Source organism: Arcicella sp. GW821-FHT09D11, from assembly GCF_059416265.1.
Genome location: NZ_JBWKOV010000007.1, coordinates 83,353 through 105,531, shown reverse-complemented (window position 1 = coordinate 105,531; position 22,179 = coordinate 83,353). Strand labels below are relative to the sequence as shown.

Sequence of the window (22,179 nt, the reverse complement as noted above, 5' to 3'; positions counted from 1 at the left end):
TCATGAAACAGCTATTAATGTCATTATCTTTTTTAACCTTAAATAGTATTGCTCACAGCCAGTCAATCAAAAATATAGATTGGTCTGTGGTTAGTCACCTTCCCGTGGCCGAGGGTCATAGTAAACAAATGGGATTGGCAGGACCAGTAGCTGGATATCACAGGGATGTGCTAATTGTTGCTGGAGGTTCAAATTTTGAAGATGGGCTTCCTTGGGAAGGTGGAAAGAAAAAATATTTTGATGATATATATGTCTTGAAAAAGGATGGTCAGGGTAAATACCTTTGGCATAATCATACTTTTAAGCTACCCCAAAATATAGCCTATGCCGTTTCGGTAAGCACATCTAATGGCATTCTTTGCATTGGAGGTGAAAACGAAAAAGGATTGAGCAATAGCGTTTTTTATATCCAATGGAATGATTTTCAACAGGATATACAATTTGTTTCGCTACCAAGTTTACCAATATTACTAACCAATGCCACTGGCACAATCGTCAATAATCGCTTTGTTTATGTAGCAGGGGGCGAAATAGCTAATGGTGTTTCTAAACAATTGATGGTATTGGATATCGATAATCCTCAGGTAGGATGGCGAATAATATCTCAGCTCCCACAAGCTGTATCACATGCTGTTTTGTTGAATAACAAAGAACAGCTTTTTTTAGTAGGAGGACGGAAACGAAATGATAATGGCATTAGTAATCTTTATAATACTGTTTTTGCTTTCAATCTCCTCAATAATACTTGGACAGTTAAAAGCAGTTTGCCTTATGCTTTATCCGCTGGTACTGGGCAAGTATTGTCTCCTAATTTTTTACTGATGTTTGGAGGAGATAGAGGCACTACTTTTCATCAAGTAGAAACCCTCCTTAGTCAAATACAAGTAGAAAAAAATGAGGAGAAAAAAGAGGAGCTCATACAACAAAAAAACCAGCTTCAACACCAACATCCTGGTTTTAGTAAAAATGTGCTTGCCTATAATATTTCAGCTAATAAATGGACAACGCTCAATCCGATTGATGCAACTACAGCCGTCACAACCACCGCCATGGTATGGGACGGCAATATATTCATACCTTGCGGAGAGATAAAAGCAGGCATTCGCACAGCCAATATCCTGATTGGAAAATTTAACATGACAAACCCATGAATGCATCAAAAACATACAAATGGTTGGTAGTAGCCTTGCTTTGGGGAGTAGCCTTGCTGAATTATTTAGACAGACAAATGCTTTCAACGATGAAAGCGAGTATGCAGGTATCTATTCCAGAACTACAAACAGCTACAAATTTTGGTTATTTAATGGCTGTATTTTTATGGATATATGGCTTGATGAGTCCGCTAGCAGGCATTATTGCAGACCGAATTAATAGGAAATGGATTATCGTAGGAAGCCTTTTTGTGTGGTCAGCGGTTACTTTCCTGATGGGTTATACCACCTCGTTCAATCAACTCTTTTGGTTACGTGCCTTGATGGGCGTCAGCGAAGCATTGTATATTCCTGCGGGACTTTCTTTGATTGCCGATTACCATTCTTCTCAAACAAGGTCTTTAGCAATAGGTATACACATGACAGGGCTTTATACAGGGCAAGCCTTGGGTGGTTTTGGTGCAACTGTAGCTAATTATTTTTCATGGCAACAAACTTTTCATTCATTCGGTATGATAGGTATTGTGTATGCTATAGTGCTTTTACTATTCTTGAAAGAAAAGAAAATAGTCGTTGAGCCATCTCAAAGTATTACGCCTACTCCGTCCAAAACGTCCTTGACAAAAGATTTAGGGGTATTATTTTCTAATGCTTCTTTCTGGATGCTCCTTTTTTATTTTACTATCCCAAGCCTGTCTGGTTGGGGTATCAAAAACTGGTTGCCAACACTATTTGCCCAAAATCTTCATATCGAAATGTCAAAAGCAGGGCCATTATCGACAATTACGTTAGCAGCCTCATCATTATTAGGCGTAATAATGGGGGGAATCTTATCGGACAAATGGGTTCAGCATAACATTAGGGGACGTATATATATTAGTACCATTGGCTTAGTACTCACCGTTCCTGCATTGTTATTACTTGGCTTTGGGCATAGTCTTATACATTTAATAGGCGCCGCCCTTTGTTTTGGGTTAGGTTATGGCATGTTCGATGCCAACAACATGCCCATTCTTTGTCAATTCGTCTCCACCAAACATCGAGGCACCGCCTATGGTCTTATGAATATGTCGGGCGTTTTTGCAGGAGCATTTATTACTAATTTATTAGGAAAATCTACTGATAAAGGCAATTTAGGATATGATTTAGCCATTTTAGCAGGCTTTGTATTCATTGCTGTTGCCCTTTTTATTGGCTTTATCAAACCCAAACACAATGATTTTAATGACACAGTTTAATCAGACAACGATGCGCTATTCAAACCAAAAACTGGGTGAGTTAAGAGATTTTTATAAAAACCAATTGCTCAATAATACCATCCCTTTTTGGTTTCCCAGAAGTATAGATACTGAATATGGAGGTTATTTATTAATGAGAGATCAGCAAGGAAATTTAATTGATGATGATAAAGCAGTCTGGATTCAGGGTAGAGCGGCATGGATGTTATCAACGCTGAACAATACTTTTGAGCATCATCCATTGTGGATAGAAGGTGCTAAAAGTGGAATCGATTTCTTGAATAAACATTGCTTTGATACTGATGGGCAAATGTTTTTTCATGTAACTAGAGACGGACAACCTATTCGTAAAAGAAGGTATTTTTTTTCTGAGACATTCGCCACCATTGCCAATGCTGCTTATGCTAAAGCCACTGGTGACCAACAGGCGGCTAAACAAGCTAGATTTCTTTTTGGCAAATGTATAGAGTATGCTACCAATCCATCATTATTGCCTGCTAAATTCACAGCCGTTCGCCCTTCTAAAGGAATTGGTGTGCCGATGATTATGATTAACACGGCTCAACAATTAAGAGAAACGATTGGCGACGACCGTTGTGATGAATGGATTAGTCGATGGATTGACGAAATAGAGAAAGATTTTGTAAAAGACGATATTCGTTGTGTCATGGAAAGTGTTGCACCAGACGGCAGTATCATCAACCATATTGATGGCCGAACCCTTAATCCGGGGCATGCCATGGAAGGTGCTTGGTTTATTTTACACGAAGCCAAATATCGTAATAACGACCCACATCTGATTGCACTAGGCTGTAAAATGCTAGACTATATGTGGGAAAGAGGATGGGATAAAGAACATGGCGGTATTCTTTATTATAGGGATGTTTATGAAAAACCCGTGCAGGAATATTGGCAAGACATGAAATTCTGGTGGCCACACAACGAGGTAATCATCGCCACGCTATTAGCCTATTTGATGACAGGCAATGAAAAATATGCGCAGTGGCACCAGATGGTGCATGAATATGCCTATTCACATTTTCACGATACTGAACATGGAGAATGGTTTGGATATTTGCACCGAGATGGCAGTGTGGCTCAAACCGCTAAAGGCAATCTTTTTAAAGGACCTTTTCATTTACCTAGACAAGAATGGTATTGCTATAAAATTTTAGCTGATTATTTAAAAGAAGAATAACCATGAAACAAAACATATTATTATTCCTGTGCCTTATTTTACTAGGTCAATCTTATACCCATGCTCAACAAATACCTGTATTCGTTTCGGGGAATGAAGGGCACAAATCGTATCGCATCCCTGCCATTATCAAGCTTCCCAAAGGTGATATATTAGCCTTTGCCGAAGGTAGACTACAAGGAAGTGGCGACTTTGGTGATATTAACATTGTGATGAAACGTAGTGCAGATAATGGTAAAACTTGGAGTAGCCTATCTACCATTGTCAACTATGATACCCTACAAGCAGGGAACCCAGCACCTGTTTTTGATGATTCAGACCCAGCTTTTCCTAAGGGTAGAATTTTTCTTTTTTACAATACTGGCAACAATCATGAAGGCGAAGTAAGAAAAGGGAAAGGACTGAGAGAAGTATGGTACAAAACATCAACAGACGGCGGATTTACTTGGAGTGAAGGCGTGAATATTACCTTGCAAGTGCACAAACCCAACCAACCTACTACTAATCCTGCTTATAATTTTAAGGAAGATTGGCGTTCTTATGCCAATACGCCAGGACATGCCACACAGTTTATTGCAGGAAAATATAAAGGCAGAATTTACGTAGCTGCCAATCACTCGCAAGGAAATCCACAGAAACAATTTGCGGATTATTTCGCGCATGGATTTTATACAGATGACCACGGACAATCTTTTAAATTAAGCCAGACGATTGAAATAGCAGGTGGAAATGAAGCTACTGCTACGGCCGTTTCAGGAGATAGGTTGATGTTGAATGCCCGTAATCAAAAAGGAGATATCAGACAAAGGATTGTAGCGATAAGCAATGATGGCGGTCAAAGTTGGGATAAAACATTTTATGATGCTAACCTTCCCGACCCCGTGTGTGAAGGAAGTATTTTGACAATTGGAAAGAAAAAGGGAAAACATATTCTGGCGTTCTGTAATGCTGCTGATACGCAGAAGCGTAATAACCTAACATTAAAAATCAGTTTTGATGATGGACAAACGTGGGCTATTACTAAACTAATAGACAAAAGTGATGATAAAGATAATCATGATTATACAGCCTATTCTGATATTGTTCAGACAAAGCGTAACGAAATAGGTGTGTTATATGAAAAAAATGGATATACCCAAATAGTTTTTACTACGGTAAAATGGAAATAAATCAACTGGATTAACCTGCTCATTTTTTACATGAAAAAACGTTTCATTATCCTTCTCTCTTTTGTCATTTGTTGTTTGTGTCATACTTCAATAGCACAATTACAATTACCTATTATTTTTACAGATAACATGGTTTTACAACAAAACATGGAGCTACCCGTTTGGGGAAATTCTTGCAAAAACTGTAAAGTAGAAGTTAGCTTCAATGATATTACCAAAAGAACTTATTCAGATAATAATGGACAATGGAAACTGCGACTACCGTCTGTAAAAGCGGGTGGTCCGTATACCTTAAAGGTTAGCGATAAACATACTACTATCCTATTAAAGAATATATTAGTAGGTGAAGTTTGGCTTTGCTCAGGACAATCAAACATGGAATGGCGACTTGAGCAATCTAGCAATGCCAAGGAAGAAATACCCAATGCTAATTTTAATCAAATCAGGTTGTTCAGCATGGTCGCACAAAGCAAAGCGCGTCCTTTAGCAAATGTAGTATTTAGTGATAGCCTGCTTGATGCATTACAGAAGGGAACTTTTTATGAACCAACAACTTGGCAAGTTTGCACGCCGTCAAGCGCATCCAAGTTTTCAGCGGTGGCTTATTACTTTGGCAAAGCGCTTCATCAAAAACTGAATGTACCGATTGGCTTAATTTGTAATGCTGTTGGCGGTACTACCACGCAAGCATTTATCGACTCGGTCAGTTTGGCATCACACCCACAGTTACAACAATTTATTGGGTCAAAAAATGGCTTAAAATGGTTTGAAACAGCCAAAGAAATTCATCCGTGGGTATTGGAACGAAGCAAAGAAAATCTGCAAAAAACGTTGAATGATAGCAACACAGCCCGTACTTTTTTACATCCATTTGCTCCTTCATTTTTGTATAAAAAGGGTATTCAACCTTTGGTACCTTTTGCCATCAAAGGTGTGATTTGGTATCAGGGTGAATCTAATGCAACTCATCCTGCCATTCATGACGTTTTATTTGAAACCTTGGCTAAAAATTGGCGTACAGCTTGGCAACAAGCAGATTTGCCTATTTACACTGTTCAATTACCTGCTATTGCTAACCGCAGTCGGTGGCCAGAATTCAGAGAAAGTCAAATGAGATTGAGTGAAAGTATAAAAAATTCAGGAATAGCTGTTATGATTGATACAGGAGATTCATTGGATGTTCATCCCACTCAAAAACAAGTTGTGGGTCAACGCTTATCATTATTAGCTTTGGCAAAAACGTATCATCAACGTATAGTCTATACAGGACCAATCCTAACACGCTTTGAACAAAAAGGCAATATCGTTCATCTTTATTTTAGCCATGCCAATAACCTAAAAACGAGCGATGGGCAAGCGCCGAAAGGATTTGTTTTGCAGGGTTATAACCTTGGAGCAACACAAGAAACGATTGTTGATATAGATGATAAGGTAACAATACTTCCTACAGAAATAGTCATAACATTACCAACGTATATACAGGCTATTCAAATAAAATATGCTTGGAAGCCTAACCCATCCTGCAATATTGTTAATGAGGTAGATTTACCCCTTGCTCCTTTCAAAATAGAATTGGATGGTAATTTTTAGATAAAATATTTTTGATTGAATTTCAGACAGTAGTAACAATTTTGTTGCTACTGTTTTGTTTTATCACTGCTTATTATTTTAAGAAATACCAACTAATTATTTGAAAATAGATGCTCCTTCCTCAATACTATCTATTGCTCAAATACCGTCGTTGTCTGGTCTTGTAAGGTAGTTGTCGTTTTTGTTTACATAATTAGTTTCAAAGTAAGTACATTTGAGAAATGTTTATTTAATCCAATTTTTACTGCAAAAAATGAAAAAACATTTCCGACAATTTCCTTCTAAATCAAAGACTAAGGTTAGTTTAGTGCTTGTTTTTCTAGCATTAGCCTTGTGTTCTTTTATCATTGCTAAACCTGAACAGGCACGATACCTCGCTCATCTTTATCCCATCTTTCCAGCAGATAGTCTACCAAAAGTAAAAATTCCTGATGGTGTTGACCCAAACGATGAAAACTGGAAGGGCATTGATTTAGAACCAAAGCAACCTGTACAGCCTCTTTCACCAACAGATGAAGCAGCCCGTTTTCTTTTGCCCCCAGGCTACCATATTCAACCTATTCTTACAGAACCTGCCATTCAACAACCGGGGGCAATTGCCTTTGATGGCAATGGTAGAATGTATGTATTAGAATTACGGTCGTATATGTTGGATGCAGACTCTAAAAATGAATTAGAACCTACTAGCAGGATTTCGAGATGGGAAGATAAAAACAACGACGGCATCTATGAAAGTGGAACTACTTTTATTGACCATTTAATTTTTCCCCGTTTTGTATTGCCGTATGGAAAAGATTGTATCTTGACGATGGAGTCTGATGCAGACAACGTCTATAAATATACAGATACAAACGGCGACGGGAAGGCGGATAAAAAAGAACTTTTCACTACTAAATATGGTCGTTCGGGCAATGTAGAACATCAACAAGCTTTTATGTATTATGGGATGGATAATTGGTTGTATAGTACGGTCAATGCTTTTCGTGTAAGAGAAACGCCTAATGGTGTCATTAGAGAAAAAACTGGTTTTAATAGAGCTCAATGGGGTGTTACGCAAGATGACGATGGGAAATTGTGGTTTCAAGGCGGGGCAAGTGGCTTGCCTTCCTATTTTCAATTTCCTATTCATTATGGTAATTTTGAAGTACCGAATGAATTTGCCAAAGGTTTTGATGTGCCTTGGGGTGCCGCCGTAAAAGTAGCTGATATGCAAGGAGGAATGGACGAAATCAGACAACCCGATGGCTCATTGAACAGGGTAACAGGTTCGGCGGGTAATGATATTTTCCGTGGCGACCGACTTCCAGAAAATATCAAAGGACAATATTTTTATGGCGAGCCTGTGGCAAGAATAGTAAGACAAATCAATCCAGTAGTTACTGAGGGACTCACTACGTTACATAATGTGTATCAAGAGCAAAAATCTGAATTTATTCGTTCTACAGACCCACTCTTCAGACCTGTTGATATGGCAACCGCTCCCGACGGTACGATGTACATTGTAGATATGTATCATGGCATTATTCAAGAAGGGCAGTGGACTCAAAGAGGTTCTTATTTAAGAACAAAAATCGAACAATACCAATTAGACAAAGTAATAGGCTTAGGCAGAATTTGGCGAATTACTTATGACGGTAAAGAGCGAGATAAGAACCAACCTAAAATGTTGAACGAAGCATCAGCCTTATTAGTAAAACATTTGGAACACCCCAACGGCTGGCGACGAGATGCTGCTCAACAATTATTAGTATTAAAAAAAGACCTTTCTGTAGTGCCTGCTTTAAATACAATGGCACTTACCCATAAAAATGTACTGGCAAGAATTCATGCCTTATGGACATTAGAAGGATTGGGGGCTTTAAAAACAAGTGTAGTTCAAAAACTCTTGAAAGACCCCTCACCTCGGATTCGGATTCAAGCATTACGTGCTAGTGAATCGCTCTATAAAGCAGGAGATAAAAGTCTGGAAGCAGCTTATGTTACTAGCTTAAGCGACCCAAATACTGATGTAGTAATACAAGCAATGATGACGGCTAAAGTATTGAAATTGCCAGATTTAGACAATGTCATAAAATTGGCGATGGAAAAAAATAAAGCCGAAGGGGTGAAGTTAGTAGGAAAGCAGATTATATCACCACCTAAATCTACCAATACAGGCCCTTTTGGTGCATCAAGCCTCAGTAAAGAACATCAAGAAGTAGTGGCTAGAGGGTCTGTGATTTACAATGAATTATGCTCGCAATGTCATGGCAATAATGGAATGGGGACACCAGCAGGATCAGGCAAATTAATGGCCCCAGCCTTAGCAGGTTCATTACGAATTCAGTCACATCCAGAATATGCCATCAGGGTAATATTGCATGGAATGGAAGGTTCGATTGAGGGGAAAACGTATACTGCTGGCGTGATGGCAAGTATGAAAGACCAATCTGATGAATGGGTAGCAGATGTAGTTTCGTACATCAGAAATGGATTATCAAATGATGCCTCCGTCGTTAGTCCACAGCAAGTTGCCCTGATAAGAGCAAAAACAGCAGGACAAAAAACATTGTATCAATTTGAGAAAGTACTTAAACAAATTCCTAAAGAAATTTTGCCTCAAGATGGCCTAAAAATAACGGCAAGCCATACCGCATCTACACGCATTGGCGGAAACATTTCGCCACTAAGTGCCTTCACTTACGAGGGTTGGTCGACGGGTATGACTCAAGAAAAAGGAATGTGGTATCAAATTGAATTTCCTACAGTTACTAATGTAACAGAATTAAGATTTAATGCTCCACCAAATATCAAAAAAGGTTGGCAATATAAGCCTAATACGATACCACCTTATATTCAAATTTATCCAAGAGAATATACCATTGAAACATCTACGGATGGAACAAATTGGCAAGAAAATATCCCAGTAATGAAAGGGAATGAGGGCGAAAATATTATTCCGTTGAATACTAATAAGACTAAATTTTTACGCCTGAAACTAAACACTAGCATCGCGAAAGATGGAGATGAAATTCCTTGGTCTATGAGACAATTAAAAGTATATGGGCAATAGGTAATACAGTTTTGAATGTAATAATCAACTAACATATTTATTGGTATTTGACTACTTAATAACATGAAAAAAGAAAATAATTTATCAGTAACTCGTCGCCATTTTTTAGGTGCAACCTCTGTAATTATTGGAAGCGCAGTATTAGGAGGCAATAAACTTTGGGGAATGCCAGCCATTATTAAGCATTTGAACAAACCTAATTCATTGATTAATGGCGTACAGATTGGTGTAATTACGTATTCATTCAGAGATATGCCTGACCAAAGTGCTGAAGCGACCTTGCAATATGTATTAGATTCGGGTGTAAGTGCCATTGAATTAATGGGCGACCCAGCAGAGACATTTGCAGGGAAACCTAAAAATCCTGTTGATTTCCGTTCGGCCTTTCCATTAATGAGAAAAAGAAGCGAGAAAAAAGAACTAACGGAAGATGAACAAAACAAACTAGCAGAAATAGATGCGCAAACAAAAGCCTATAATGCAGAAGTAAGTAAATGGCGCCTTACCGCATCTATGGATAAATTTGAGAAAGTCCGTAAGATGTATAATGATGCAGGCGTAAAAATTTATGCTTTTAAACCTAATGCATTTGGCATGCAAAACTCAGATGCTGATATTGAATATGGCATGAAAGCAGCCAAGGCACTTGGAGCGAATCAAGTGACGCTTGAACATCCAAGTAATGATGCGCATACACTTAAACTAGGAACCATTGCCCAAAAATATGGTATCAAGGTAGGCTATCATGGTCATGAACAACAAACACCAACTTTTTGGGATACTGCTCTAGCACAGTCGCCTGCAAATGCTTTAAATATAGATTTAGGACATTTTGTGGCGGCAGGTAATCAGAATCCTTTAGATTTTATCAAACTCAAACATGATAAAATTGTTAGTATGCACATCAAAGATCGCCAAACACCTGCACATGGTAAAGGAAATGTAGTATGGGGACAGGGCGATACTCCTATTACAGAAGTATTAACGCTGATGAAAAATCAGAAATACTCCTTTCCTGCTACAGTAGAATTAGAATATCAAATACCTGAAGGTTCTTCTTCTGTCGCTGAAGTAAAAAAATGTGTTGAATACTGTAGAAAATCTTTGAGCTAATGCTCGTCTTTTGAGGAATCATAAAAATAGTTATTCCTTCAATGAAAATGCGCATTGAAGGAATAACTATTCTCTTTTCTTACTATTCTTTTTGGTATACTCTTACATAATCTACTTCAAAACGACTTGGGAAAGTAGTTTTATAAGGGTCTCCTCCATTATCACCACCAATTGCTAAATCTAATAACATATAGTGTGGTTGCTGAAAAGGATTAAAGCCTGTGCCATCTTTATTGACTAAATCTTTCATCAATACTTTATTCAATAATTGGTCGTCAACGTATAAAGCAATAAAATCTTTTTCCCAGTCCATACGCCATACATGGAATTGTGCAGCCCAATTGGTTCCTCCTAGCGAGTCAACAGAGAAAGTATTACTATGCCATTCGGTTCGTTTGTTCGCAGACAAACATGCGATATTGGCAAGTAATCTACCTCGATAAAACTCCATGATGTCTATTTCTCCATTAGCTGGCCAGTCTTTCTCTACTCCCAAAGTCCACCAAGCAGGCCATATTCCCTGACTAATATCAATTCGAGCGCGCATTTCAAAACGTCCATATTGCCATGTTTTCTTGCCAGCGGTAATCATACAGCTAGAAGAAAAGTCAATCATTGGTCGGTTTTTTCTCCAATCCTTACTGCCTTCTACATAATTAGGATTAGGCTTTTGCTCTCTTTTAGCCTCTATGACCAAATACCCATTTTCACAAGTTGCATTTTGTGGCTGATACCATTGCAATTCATGATTTCGAACAAATCCTTTTTCATAAGACCAATTAGCTGAATTGGGTTCTCCATTTTTATCAAATTCATCCGACCAAGCTAGTTTATAACCATCCTTCGTCCATTTTTTTTGAATAGTTATATCTTGGGCTACTGTATCAAAAACAAATAATAATGCTATTATTAATACAAACAAATTCTTCATCATATTACAGATTTGAGGTATAAAATTCATTTATTATTATTGGTTAAAGCTGTCTAATTTCCAAGTATCTTGCCACGAAATCAATGGTTTTCCTTCTTTAAACTGTATTGGTAACCAAAGATATCTGCTGTCTTTTAAGTCTTTAGGATTCCATTTGTCAGCCATAAAAATAAAGGAGTCTTTTTTCCCTACAACAGGTAGAATATACGTTGACTGCCCATTAAATGTTTTTTCTGCCAAAGGCCCATTCATAGGGTCTTCTATTAATTTCCAAGGACCAAATAACGATTTTGAAATGTGCAAGCTGGCTTTATTAGGTGCCCAACCTGTGCAACCACTCGTAATTAAATAATAAGTACCATCTTTTTTAAAGACTGCTGGCGCTTCACGGTGATTGCTGAACAAAAGTGTATCTTCGGTAGTAGCCGAAAGATAATCATTCGTCAATTTAGTAATGCGTAAGTCGTAGTTCTCACGGGCAGAATAAATATGATAAGCTGTGCCATCGTCATCCACATACAATGTCATATCTCGTGACATGTGTCCATTCGGGCGAAAGCTTTTTAAATATACAAAAGGGCCTGTTGGTTTATCACTTATTGCTACACCTGCTCTGGCAGCACTATAGCCCTTTTTAGGCAATTCTAAGTGAAACCACATTACATATTTTTTGGTTTTGGCATTGTATATTACCTTCGGGCGTTCTATCAAACCACCAACTGCAATTTCGCTGGCAGGGTCATCAGATTTTGCCAAGGCTACTCCCTCATTTTTCCAGTTATACAAATCCTTAGATGAATATACGCCTACTCCTTCAGATGCCGTCGTTCCTCTTTTTTCTCCATACCAATAGTATGTTTTGTTGACGTATAAAAGTCCGCCACCATGTGCATTAATTACTTCGCCATTGCTATCATTCCAGATACTTCCTGGTTTAAATGCGTTTTCCTTAGTACTAACACTCGTTTTTTGTGTCTGACAGCCTATTAATATAGCCACTGCCAACAACAATACATTTGCAGAAATTCTCATTGCTTATAATTGGATAAATTGTTCCCTTTTAAATAACTAGCATTGTACAAAACTATGAAGAGATTGAAGTATTATAAGGGGGGATTTTCGTCAAAAAGGAGGGAGAATATTTAGGTATAGCCTTATATGGATATATTGTAGCTTAGTTCATTTTTTGAGATGAAAAATTTACCCGTTCAACTGGGCATTCTTTCATGTTACAAATGAACTAAGCTATATTGTACTAACTATTACTGCGGTGTTGTTTGGCGTACTCAGAAGGAGGCATATTATAAATTCCTTGGAACATTTTACGGAAGTACTTAATATCTTCTATTCCTACCATCATAGCCACCTCTGAAACACGCAAATTACCTGAACCAAGGAGTTGAGCTGCACGTTTCAGACGAATATCTCGGATAAATTCTACTACTGATTGCCCCGTGATAGCCTTAATTTGTCGATAAAAGGCAGATTGACTCATTCCCATCTCTCTTACCAATATCTGTACATTAAAATCCGAATCACTCAGATTATTCTCGATAATTGCCATTGCTTTCTCTAAAAGCTGTTTGGTTTCATCTGGAATATCTACTTGTGTGGGTTCTAACAACAATTTTCGTTGATAATACTCTCTCAATTGTAACCTACTTTGAAGCATCGTTACAATTTTAGCCGTAAAAATCAATGGATTAAAGGGCTTGGCCATGTATTCATCTGCACCAGTCTCAAGTCCTTCTAATTCATGTACTGCCGCCACCCTTGCCGTTAAGAGCATCACTGGAATATGACTAGTTTTAGGATGTTGTTTAATTTTCCGACATAATTCTAACCCATCACTCCTTGGCATCATTACATCACTAATTACTAGGTCGGGTAATAATTGTAAGGTTTTTTCCCAACCATCTAAACCATCTATTGCTGTAAAAACCTCATAATTTATTTCGCAGAGCTGTTGTAAATACAAACGAAGTTCTTCATTGTCCTCTACTATTAATATTCGGGTAGTATTTGGGATTTTTATCGGTACTTTTTCTGCTTCTGTACGCTCTACCTCGGCGAGAGTAGTATTTACCGTAACCTTTTGAGGCTCTAATACTTCATTTTGAATTTCATGTATCGCTAAATGTGCTTTCCCAAAAGGTAGTTTTAACTGAAAGGTTGTTCCCTCTCCTACTTGGCTTTGCACACAAATCTCTCCTGAATGTGCTTCAACAAATTGTTTCACTAGGGATAAACCGATCCCAGTTCCCATGATTTTCATGGTTTCTGTATGCGATGCCTGAAAATATGGGTCAAATATTTTATCAACTTCATCGGTCTTCATCCCCATACCCCAATCTTGAACTCTAATTTCTAAATAATTATCCTTCAGCTTTTTCTGATTAAATACCGCCACCTCATCTGGTGAGCCTATTACAGATACTTGTATTCTTATTTTACCACCTTCAGGCGTGTATTTAAAGGAATTCGAGAGTAGATTGGTCAGGATGATTTCTAATTTACTCCAGTCAAAATACATATTGATTGGCTCTTTGGGCATACTGATGGCATAATCAAAATAGCATTCATCCGCTTTTAATTTAAAAATCAAGAATATTTCTTGAATAAAATGCAAGATATTTCCTTGGGTAGCACGCAAAGAAACGTGCCCTGATTCTACTTTCCTGAATTCTAATAATTGATTTACCAGTTCTAATAGTTTCCGAGTTTGTTGATGCATCAGTACGACTTTATCCTTCATTTTAGATTCTACCGATACTAATTCTTCCATAGGTCCTAAAATCAGGGTAAGAGGAGTACGTAACTCATGTGATACATTCGTAAAAAAGCTTAGTTTTAAGTCTGTAATTTCTTTCTCTTTTTCAGCCTTAAATTTTTCCAAAGCAATCGCATTTTTCAAGGCTTGTCTTGCTAAACTAGCCTTACGATAGACGATGAAAGCTGATATTATTAAAAGACTATATAACGTATATGCCCACCACGTTTTATACCAAGGGGGTAATACCATTATTTTCAAAATGGCAGGGCTTTTAGACCATTGTCCTTCACCATTATAGGCTTTTATTTCCAACACATAGTCTCCCGCCGAAAGGTTAGAAAAACTTGCTGTTCGCTGATTAGCAGTGGTATAAACCCAGTTTTTATTATAACCTTTTAATCTATATGCATAAATATTTTTTTGTGGATTATTGTAATTCAGTCCAACAAATCCAATCGAGAAATCATTTTCTCGGTCTTTTACTGTAATACTTTGGGTTTGTTCCAAAGGCTTTTCAAGCACTACTCTTCCATTTATTTCTTCGCCTACTTGTACGGGTTTATTATATATCCGAAAATTCGTTAACCGTACTACCGAAGGATTCTTATTAGGACGAATCTCTTTAGGATTAAAATAAGTTAGTCCCCTAATCCCTCCAAAATACAATATACCCTCGGCATCTCTGGTGGCGGCTCCTACTTTAAAAGAATTACTCTGCAAGCCATCTGCTACATCATAATGTAGCGACTGCCCTTTTAATGGATTATAGCGTAATAGTCCGTCACCACCAATCCACAAGTTTCCCTCAGCATCATCCTGTAAACTTTCTATATTAGGATATGGCAAGTTTATTCTTTGTACAATGTCTTCTCCTTGGGCATTTGTCGAAATTTTGTTTAAGCCTGCGCCAATGGTTCCTACCCATACATTTCCAAATTTATCTTTCAGCGTGGGCCATGCATAATTGCCACTTAGGCTATTTTTATTATTACGGTCATAGCTAAAGTGTTTTAATAAACTAATACCTTCTTGTTTCACTTGAATTTTCAACAACCCTATATCTCGTGTACTTGCCCATAAAACATCTTTACTTTTATCGTACATCAAAAAAGTAAATGAGCTAGTTTTTAACGGATTCTTATCTCCCCAGAAACGTTCTAATAATTTACCATCCTTGTTTAAACGAAGTAGCCCTAGTTCAAAAGTAGCTAGCCAAATGGTGCCGAATCGGTCTTCAATGATGCTTTCTATACTGGTATTATAAAGGGTTAAATCTTTATCTATTTGTATAAACCGTTCAGACTTACCTCCATTAAGTTTTATTAACCCTAAATACCTTGTACCAGCCCACAAAGTACCGTCGTTGTTTTGATAAAAAGCAGAAACATCAACACCTGTAGCATCAGCAGGGAGGTCTCTACTCAAAAAGTTCTGGTAAGTCCTTGTATTAAAATCATACTTCGAAAATCCGTTACGAGTTCCTATCCAAAGCCAGTTTTTGATAACATCTTTATGAATACAGTTGATATAATTATTAGGCAGAGTAGGATGTTGGGAGAACTGGCGCTGTAAATTATAAAACGGTTTTCTACGCAAATTCACCCTGTTCAGTCCACCAGCAGAGGCTGCCAGCCAAATGCTCTGATTATTATCTTCAAAAACTTGGTGAATCCTTCCCGAATTAATACTGTTTGGGTCACCATCTAAAGGTAAAAAGATAGTAGATTTATTGACGTCAATTGGTAAAGCCTTAGCAATGTTTGGTGTTTTGGGTGTCCAAAAGTGTAGCCCATAATTCGTACCTACCCAAAGTTGATTGAAGGAATCAAGGTAAATACATTCAATTTCTGACAGGTTCTCCATCTCGATTTCGGGCTTTTTGGCTATTAGTCGCTTGGCTTTGCTAATCCACAAAAGTTGATTATACGTTGCTACCCACAAATTCCCATGAAAATCAACATGTATTGTTCTGATATAATTTCCCTCTAAGGCTGCTCGTCGAACTGTCGAACTTTTAGGTGACACATACCAAAGTCCTTCGGCACGGGTAGCAATCCAAACGAAACCTTCTTTATCACAAACAATACTCGCTACCTTATACGCTATTTTTCGATTAAGCACAATGTGTTGTACACTTTCCAGTTGATTGTCGGCATTTACTTTAAGAACAAATATCCCATTCCTACTTGTACCCACCCAAATTCGCCCTAATGAATCCGAAGCAATTGAAACAACATTGGTTACTCTAAGCTGTTTTATCAAATCCTGATTAATCGCAGGGTTGGCTTGTTGTGTTACATTAATTACTTTATCATGTTTTACATCTAACAAATTTACGCCTGCACTTTCGGCTCCAATCCACAACCGTCCCCTCTCATCTACATGCAAAGTATGGATACGATTGCTAGGTAATCCATTATCTGGATTCACGGGCATATCGTATTTCTTGAGTTCATAACCGTCGTAACGACTGATACCATTATTAGTACCCGTCCATATAAATCCTGATTTATCTTGAACTACAAACATAGCATCACTATGCGGTAATCCGTCATTTACAGTAAGGTGTTCAAATCGAAATTTAGCAGTATTAGATTGTGCCAAGCAAAGGCTTGGTATGATGATGGTTACTAGAAAAATATATTTTAAATGCCACTTCATAAATAAGTATTTAATTCAACAATATTAAAAAAGGTATGGCATGATTAAGTATAATGCCCAAATACCTTCTTAATACAACTACAACAAAGTTTGTCATACAAAAGGGAATAACAAAAGGTTTTTATCAAATCAGCCCGAAATTATTTATCCGTATGCCTATTGCCAATTGCAGATGATATAATTGGCTTATCTGTGCGTTGTGGTGCATATTTAAAAACTAACCTGTTTTATTTCTTTAAATTAAAGAAATAGCCCCTCAACAATCTTTAGGTGTGATTTTCACCCCCTTTTTATACGAAAAAAGCACCCTATTAGCTTAATTCTATTAATTAGTTTTGCATTATTCAAATTTAATATTTGATAAAATGTAGTTAAAACTTCATTACCTTTTTTACTATGTGCATTATTAAAAACGATTGCCAAAATTCAAAAAAACAAAACTATGATAAAATTTTTACGTAAGCGCTGTCTTTATTGGTATCCTTTCTGTAGGATTGCTCTAACGGCAACATTCGTGTTTAACGCTTTGTTTATGATTGCCCAGTCGACTGAAAACAAAACGACTGATGTTGGATTATTTTCGCCCGTTGTAATTGATGAAAATGAAGAGCCTCTTGCGAACATTAGTATTAGCAATAAAACCAATGGTTTGAAAGCAAGCACTGATGCAGGCGGTTTGGCAACTATTAATGCAAAGAAGGGTGATAAGCTAGAAATTTTTGCTTCGGGTATTAAGGTTCAAGATTATATCGTTGGTGATAAACTTTCACCTTTGATTATTCTAAGTACTAAAAATCCAGCAGTGCTTCGTTCAAAACCTCTTCGTAGGCTGTTCAATACTAGCATACAAAATGATTTAACGGCTACTTCTTCTCAAGCTGTATTCAACAGTGACTTGCAGAAATCAGCAGTAACCTCGGTATTGAGTGCTTTGCCTGGTAGACTTGCAGGAACTTTTACAAATCAGTTTACTGGTCAACCCGGAAGCGATGGAACAGGTATTTCGCTAAGAAACCAAGGTCCTCTGGTAATTATTGATGGTATCCCTCGCCAACTTACAGTTTTTGATATTGAGGAAATCGAATCAATTACTGTATTAAAAGATGCCCTATCAACCGCCATGATGGGTGTACGTGGTTCTGATGGAGCATTGGTAATTACCACTCGCAAGGGCAATCCTAACAACGCCAGAATGTCGTTTACTGCTCAAACGGCTATTCAACAACCTCTCCGTTTTCCAAAGGCTCTTAATTCGTACAACTATGCGAGTTTGTATAACGAGGCTTTGAAAAACGATGGTTTGGCTCCTATTTATTCAGAACAAACTTTACAAGGTTATTTAAGTGGTTCTGATAAGTACCTGTATCCTGATGTGAACTGGAGAGACCAAGTCCTAAATTCTTCATCAAGACAAGACCGCTATACTTTTAGTGCAACTGGGGGAAATAGCTTCTCTAAATACTTTGTATCGTTCGACCACATCAACCAAACTGGTTTGTTGAAAGAAAGCGATATCAATGCCTACAATACTAATAATAATTTTAAATCATATACTATTCGTTCGAATGTAGATTTACAATTGAACCCTAGGTTATCGGGTGGTATTTATCTATTGGGAAGAATCTTGAATGGTAATGATGCGGGTGTTGGAACGAACTCTATCCTTTCGGGGCTTATGAATACGCCTAACAATGCATATCCTGTATACAATCCAGACAATTCTTATGCAGGTAATCAGCAATTTCAAAACAACCTTTGGGCACAAACTGTTGGTTCGGGCTATCAGCAAAACTTCAAAAGAGATATGCTAGCAGACTTCTATCTAAAAAGAACTTTAGATGAAGTAACACAAGGACTATGGGTTAGGGCTACGGGATCGTATTATGCTACGCTTTCTGAGAACATTTACCGTGGTAAAAACTTTGCTGTTTTCCAAAGAAATATTTCTCCGTCGGGTCAAGCAAGTTATCAGCAATTTGGTGCAAACAGCGACCAGTCTAACGGAAATGGTATAGATTATCAAGGACGTTCGGATTATTTGGAATTGACATTAGGGTATGACCGTACATTCAACAATCATGGTTTTACTGGACTCTTGTTGGCGAATCGTCAGAATTCAGTATCAGGCTCTGATTTACCTTTAACTTATACAGGAACATCAGGAAGATTTAGCTATAACTATTCGAAAAAGTATATTGTTGAAATGGCTTTCGGATTGAATGGCTCAAACCGCTATCCAGATGGAGGTACGACAAAATATGGTTTCTTCCCATCAGTTGGTTTAGCATGGAATGCTACCGAAGAAGATTTCTTAAAATCACAAGAGTGGCTTTCATACCTAAAAATATTTGGGTCGTATGGTAAAACAGGTAATGATAATCCGGGTTACTTCTCGTACATCCAACGTTACTTTGATAGCAACAGTGCCTTCTTTGGCACAGGTGCTGGTTCAAATACCTCAATTACCGAACAGCCTATCGCTAATACAAACATTACGTGGGAAAAAGCTAATAAATTGAATCTTGGTGTTCAAGGGGCTCTTTTCAACCATCAATTAGCTTTTACGGTTGAATATTACCGAATGAAATATTACGATTTGTTGATGCAACGTGGTCATAATACTGAAATTTTGGGAAATACTTACCCGACTGAAAATATCGGACAAAATCAATACTCAGGTGTAGATGTTCAACTTTCATGGCAAAAAAGCATTAAAAATGTTAGTGTTTATGCAAGCGTGAATGCTGGTGTTCAATCATCAAAAGTATTATATATTGATGAAGTAAATCAGCCTTTCCCATGGATGCGACGTACTGGTCAACGTGTCGGACAAGGTTTTGGTTATGTAGCAGACGGTTTATTCCAAAGCACTGCTGAAGCTACTAGCTCACCAAGTATGATTGGTTATACGCCACAAGCTGGTGATATTAAATACAAAGACTTGAATGGTGATGGCGTTATTAATCAATTAGACCAAGCTGCTATTGGTACTCAAAGTCCAATGATTCCTTTTGGTGCTAATCTTGGATTCCACTGGAAAGGATTTGATTTTTCTGCATTGTTCCAAGGTGTAGTCAACAGAAATATCTACTTACAAGGTAACACAACATGGAGCTCAACATGGCCATTTCAAAATGGTGGTTTTGGACAAGCGTTCGAAAAACATTTAGATCGTTGGACGCCAACGAATACTGATGCTTCTTTTCCACGTGTATGGGTTGGTACTAATGTTTATAACCAAGCTACCTCATCATACTGGATGCGTTCTGGAGACTATGTACGCTTGAAAAACATTGAGCTAGGCTATACTTTACCTGCAAAACTACTAGGTAAACTGAAAGTTGGTTCAATACGTGTATTTGCCAATGCTATCAATGTGTTAACATTCAACAATGATAAAACGATAGACCCTGAGAGTTTCCAAAGTAATTATCCTGTTCAACGACTTATCAATTTTGGGGTGAATTTAAAGCTGTAGGCTGTGAGATGTATGATATCATTTAATCAATGAAGTCTTATAATCACCAATTTCCTAAATACTAAAAAAGATGAATAAAAAACTATATACAAGCCTTCTTTTATTGGTTTTGTCAATGTCTTGGACAGCCTGTGAAAGAGTTGAAACTGAGCCCCGTGACTGGATTAAAGAAGATTTAGTTTGGGATCAGCAAGATAAAAATGCCACATTAGCGGTTTTCTTCCTAAACGATATTTATAATTATATCCCTAATGGGTTTAATCGTATTGGTAGAGCTAACAATGCTAACAATGGTGATTTCCTTGATACTGGTGCAGGTGATGCTATCCCTTCAAGAACCAACCGTGCTGTAGAATACTACACAAATGGTATCATCAGTGTGGTAAACAACCCTGACCCATATTGGGGTAATAGCTATGCGGGTATTAGAAGAGTAAATATATTCTTGGCTAATATCGATAAAGTACCTGCTACTGCTGCAAGTATTGTTACTTGGAAAGCTGAAGCAAGGTATATCCGAGCGCACCTTTATTTTGAGTTATTAAAAAGATATGGTGGTGTTCCTTTGATTGCTGATAAGGTTTTCACGATTGAAGATAACCTATCTCTCCCAAGAAATACTTTTGAAGAATGTGTAAACTATATCAAAACAGAATGTGATGCAATAAAAGGGAGCTTAACACCTGAGCCTGTTTCTGACAACAACTGGGGGCGTATTCCTAGAGGAGCAGCTATTGCTTTAAAATCTCGCTTGTTATTGTATGCTGCAAGTCCCCTTTTCAATGGTGGTGGTGTAAGTACCAACCCAAGCCTAAAAACTTTGAATGGTTATGCAAGTTATGACGTTGCTCGTTGGCAAAGTGCTTTAGATGCGGCTAATGAGTTGATAAACCTTAACTACTACGCTTTACAGGCTTCGTACAATAATATTTTTGTAGTAAAGAAAAACACAGAAATTATTCTTGCTAAACAAGTTGCGAACAATACTGACATTGAGAGTTTTAATGCACCAATTGGTTATGGTTCTCCGGCGGCTAGTCAAGGGCTTACAAGTCCTACTCAGAATTTGGTAGATGCCTTCCCGATGAACAATGGTTTAGATATTAGTAATCCTCTTTCTGGATATTCGGCACAAGCTCCTTATCTCAACCGTGACCCACGCTTGGCTTTAACGGTATTCTTTAACGGACAAACATGGTTAAAACGTAATGTAGAGACTTTTGAAGGAGGTAAGGATAAGCCAGGAGGCAATTTGGTTCAAACCAGAACGGGCTATTATCTTAGAAAATTTATGGCTGATTTTGCAACCAATACTACTTACACCAATCAGAGTCATAACTTCCCTATATTCCGTTATGCTGAAATTTTATTAAATGCAGCTGAGGCACTCAATGAGCTAGACAAAACGGAAGATGCAGTAAAGAGAGTGATAGACATTCGTAAAAGAGCAGGTATAAAAGCAGGAACGGATAATCGCTACGGCATAAAAGCAGCGATTTCGAAGGATGAATTAAGAACATTGATTCAGAATGAACGTAGAATAGAATTAGCTTTTGAAGAACATAGATTCTGGGATTTACGTCGCTGGAAAATCGGGGAATCTGCTTTAAGCGGTGCTTTGATGGGTATGAGAATTACTACTAAAACAGATGGTACGTTCAATTATGCCCCTGTGCAGGTGGGTAATATGGTTTTCTCAAAGAAACTTTACTACATGCCACTTCCGTATGACGAAACATTGAAAAACCCAAGTTTGATTCAAAACGAAGGTTGGTAAAAATGACACAAGCATTAGCTTATGAAATCATGAATAAAATTCATTAGA

General features: G+C 37.6%; 12 protein-coding genes. 9 read left to right on the top strand and 3 right to left on the bottom strand.

The annotated features are described in order from the left end of the window. Positions 1–2: 2 nt before the first annotated feature. The 7 genes from AC07N0_RS18410 (at position 3) to AC07N0_RS18380 (ending at position 10,511) form a co-directional block, all read left to right on the top strand. Positions 3–1,151, top strand: a complete 1,149-nt coding sequence (locus tag AC07N0_RS18410) for a hypothetical protein (protein WP_494590405.1) — start codon at positions 3–5, stop codon at positions 1,149–1,151. Beyond that, a complete protein-coding gene (locus AC07N0_RS18405; protein ID WP_494590404.1) occupies positions 1,148–2,389 on the top strand; it encodes an MFS transporter in 1,242 nt (413 codons plus the stop codon). The genes AC07N0_RS18410 and AC07N0_RS18405 overlap by 4 nt, the downstream gene beginning before the upstream one ends. Then, positions 2,376–3,587, top strand: a complete 1,212-nt coding sequence (locus AC07N0_RS18400) for an AGE family epimerase/isomerase (RefSeq protein ID WP_494590403.1) — start codon at positions 2,376–2,378, stop codon at positions 3,585–3,587. The genes AC07N0_RS18405 and AC07N0_RS18400 overlap by 14 nt, the downstream gene beginning before the upstream one ends. A 2-nt stretch (positions 3,588–3,589) precedes the next feature. Then, the gene (locus tag AC07N0_RS18395) at positions 3,590–4,756 is read left to right on the top strand and encodes a sialidase family protein (RefSeq protein ID WP_494590402.1); all 1,167 of its coding nucleotides are present in this window, start codon (positions 3,590–3,592) and stop codon (positions 4,754–4,756) included. 30 nt (positions 4,757–4,786) lie between these two features. Further along, the gene (locus tag AC07N0_RS18390; RefSeq protein WP_494590401.1) at positions 4,787–6,346 is read left to right on the top strand and encodes a sialate O-acetylesterase; all 1,560 of its coding nucleotides are present in this window, start codon (positions 4,787–4,789) and stop codon (positions 6,344–6,346) included. Between the two features lie 253 nt (positions 6,347–6,599). Beyond that, positions 6,600–9,398: a DUF7133 domain-containing protein gene (locus AC07N0_RS18385; protein WP_494590399.1), complete on the top strand. Its 2,799-nt coding sequence runs from the start codon at positions 6,600–6,602 to the stop codon at positions 9,396–9,398. A 63-nt stretch (positions 9,399–9,461) separates the two neighbouring features. Then, positions 9,462–10,511 carry a sugar phosphate isomerase/epimerase family protein gene (locus AC07N0_RS18380; protein ID WP_494590398.1) on the top strand — a complete coding sequence of 350 codons (1,050 nt, stop codon included), beginning with the start codon at positions 9,462–9,464 and terminating at the stop codon, positions 10,509–10,511. An 82-nt stretch (positions 10,512–10,593) separates the two neighbouring features. On the opposite strand, the gene AC07N0_RS18375 is transcribed toward AC07N0_RS18380, so the two are convergent. The 3 genes from AC07N0_RS18375 to AC07N0_RS18365 form a co-directional block, all read right to left on the bottom strand. Then, positions 10,594–11,445, bottom strand: a complete 852-nt coding sequence (locus AC07N0_RS18375; protein ID WP_494590397.1) for a glycoside hydrolase family 16 protein — start codon at positions 11,443–11,445, stop codon at positions 10,594–10,596. A gap of 33 nt (positions 11,446–11,478) precedes the next feature. Then, positions 11,479–12,474 (bottom strand): glycoside hydrolase family 43 protein, encoded by a 996-nt coding sequence (locus AC07N0_RS18370; RefSeq protein ID WP_494590396.1) that lies wholly within the window; start codon positions 12,472–12,474, stop codon positions 11,479–11,481. 223 nt (positions 12,475–12,697) lie between these two features. Further along, positions 12,698–16,876 (bottom strand): two-component regulator propeller domain-containing protein, encoded by a 4,179-nt coding sequence (locus AC07N0_RS18365; protein WP_494590395.1) that lies wholly within the window; start codon positions 16,874–16,876, stop codon positions 12,698–12,700. A 442-nt stretch (positions 16,877–17,318) separates the two neighbouring features. On the opposite strand from AC07N0_RS18365, the gene AC07N0_RS18360 reads away from it, so the two are divergent. Both AC07N0_RS18360 and AC07N0_RS18355 read left to right on the top strand, forming a co-directional pair. Continuing rightward, positions 17,319–20,354: a SusC/RagA family TonB-linked outer membrane protein gene (locus tag AC07N0_RS18360; RefSeq protein WP_494590394.1), complete on the top strand. Its 3,036-nt coding sequence runs from the start codon at positions 17,319–17,321 to the stop codon at positions 20,352–20,354. Between the two features lie 70 nt (positions 20,355–20,424). Further along, positions 20,425–22,131, top strand: coding sequence for a RagB/SusD family nutrient uptake outer membrane protein (locus tag AC07N0_RS18355; protein WP_494590393.1), 1,707 nt, complete (start codon positions 20,425–20,427; stop codon positions 22,129–22,131). The last annotated feature ends 48 nt before the right edge of the window (positions 22,132–22,179 follow it).

Bases quoted from the DNA above. Each gene is read 5' to 3' on its own strand.
- AC07N0_RS18410 (WP_494590405.1), top strand. From the start codon at position 3: ATGAAACAGCTATTAATGTCATTATCTTTTTTAACCTTAAATAGTATT.
- AC07N0_RS18405 (WP_494590404.1), top strand. From the start codon at position 1,148: ATGAATGCATCAAAAACATACAAATGGTTGGTAGTAGCCTTGCTTTGG.
- AC07N0_RS18400 (WP_494590403.1), top strand. From the start codon at position 2,376: ATGACACAGTTTAATCAGACAACGATGCGCTATTCAAACCAAAAACTG.
- AC07N0_RS18395 (WP_494590402.1), top strand. From the start codon at position 3,590: ATGAAACAAAACATATTATTATTCCTGTGCCTTATTTTACTAGGTCAA.
- AC07N0_RS18390 (WP_494590401.1), top strand. From the start codon at position 4,787: ATGAAAAAACGTTTCATTATCCTTCTCTCTTTTGTCATTTGTTGTTTG.
- AC07N0_RS18385 (WP_494590399.1), top strand. From the start codon at position 6,600: ATGAAAAAACATTTCCGACAATTTCCTTCTAAATCAAAGACTAAGGTT.
- AC07N0_RS18380 (WP_494590398.1), top strand. From the start codon at position 9,462: ATGAAAAAAGAAAATAATTTATCAGTAACTCGTCGCCATTTTTTAGGT.
- AC07N0_RS18375 (WP_494590397.1), bottom strand. From the start codon at position 11,445: ATGATGAAGAATTTGTTTGTATTAATAATAGCATTATTATTTGTTTTT.
- AC07N0_RS18370 (WP_494590396.1), bottom strand. From the start codon at position 12,474: ATGAGAATTTCTGCAAATGTATTGTTGTTGGCAGTGGCTATATTAATA.
- AC07N0_RS18365 (WP_494590395.1), bottom strand. From the start codon at position 16,876: ATGAAGTGGCATTTAAAATATATTTTTCTAGTAACCATCATCATACCA.
- AC07N0_RS18360 (WP_494590394.1), top strand. From the start codon at position 17,319: ATGATAAAATTTTTACGTAAGCGCTGTCTTTATTGGTATCCTTTCTGT.
- AC07N0_RS18355 (WP_494590393.1), top strand. From the start codon at position 20,425: ATGAATAAAAAACTATATACAAGCCTTCTTTTATTGGTTTTGTCAATG.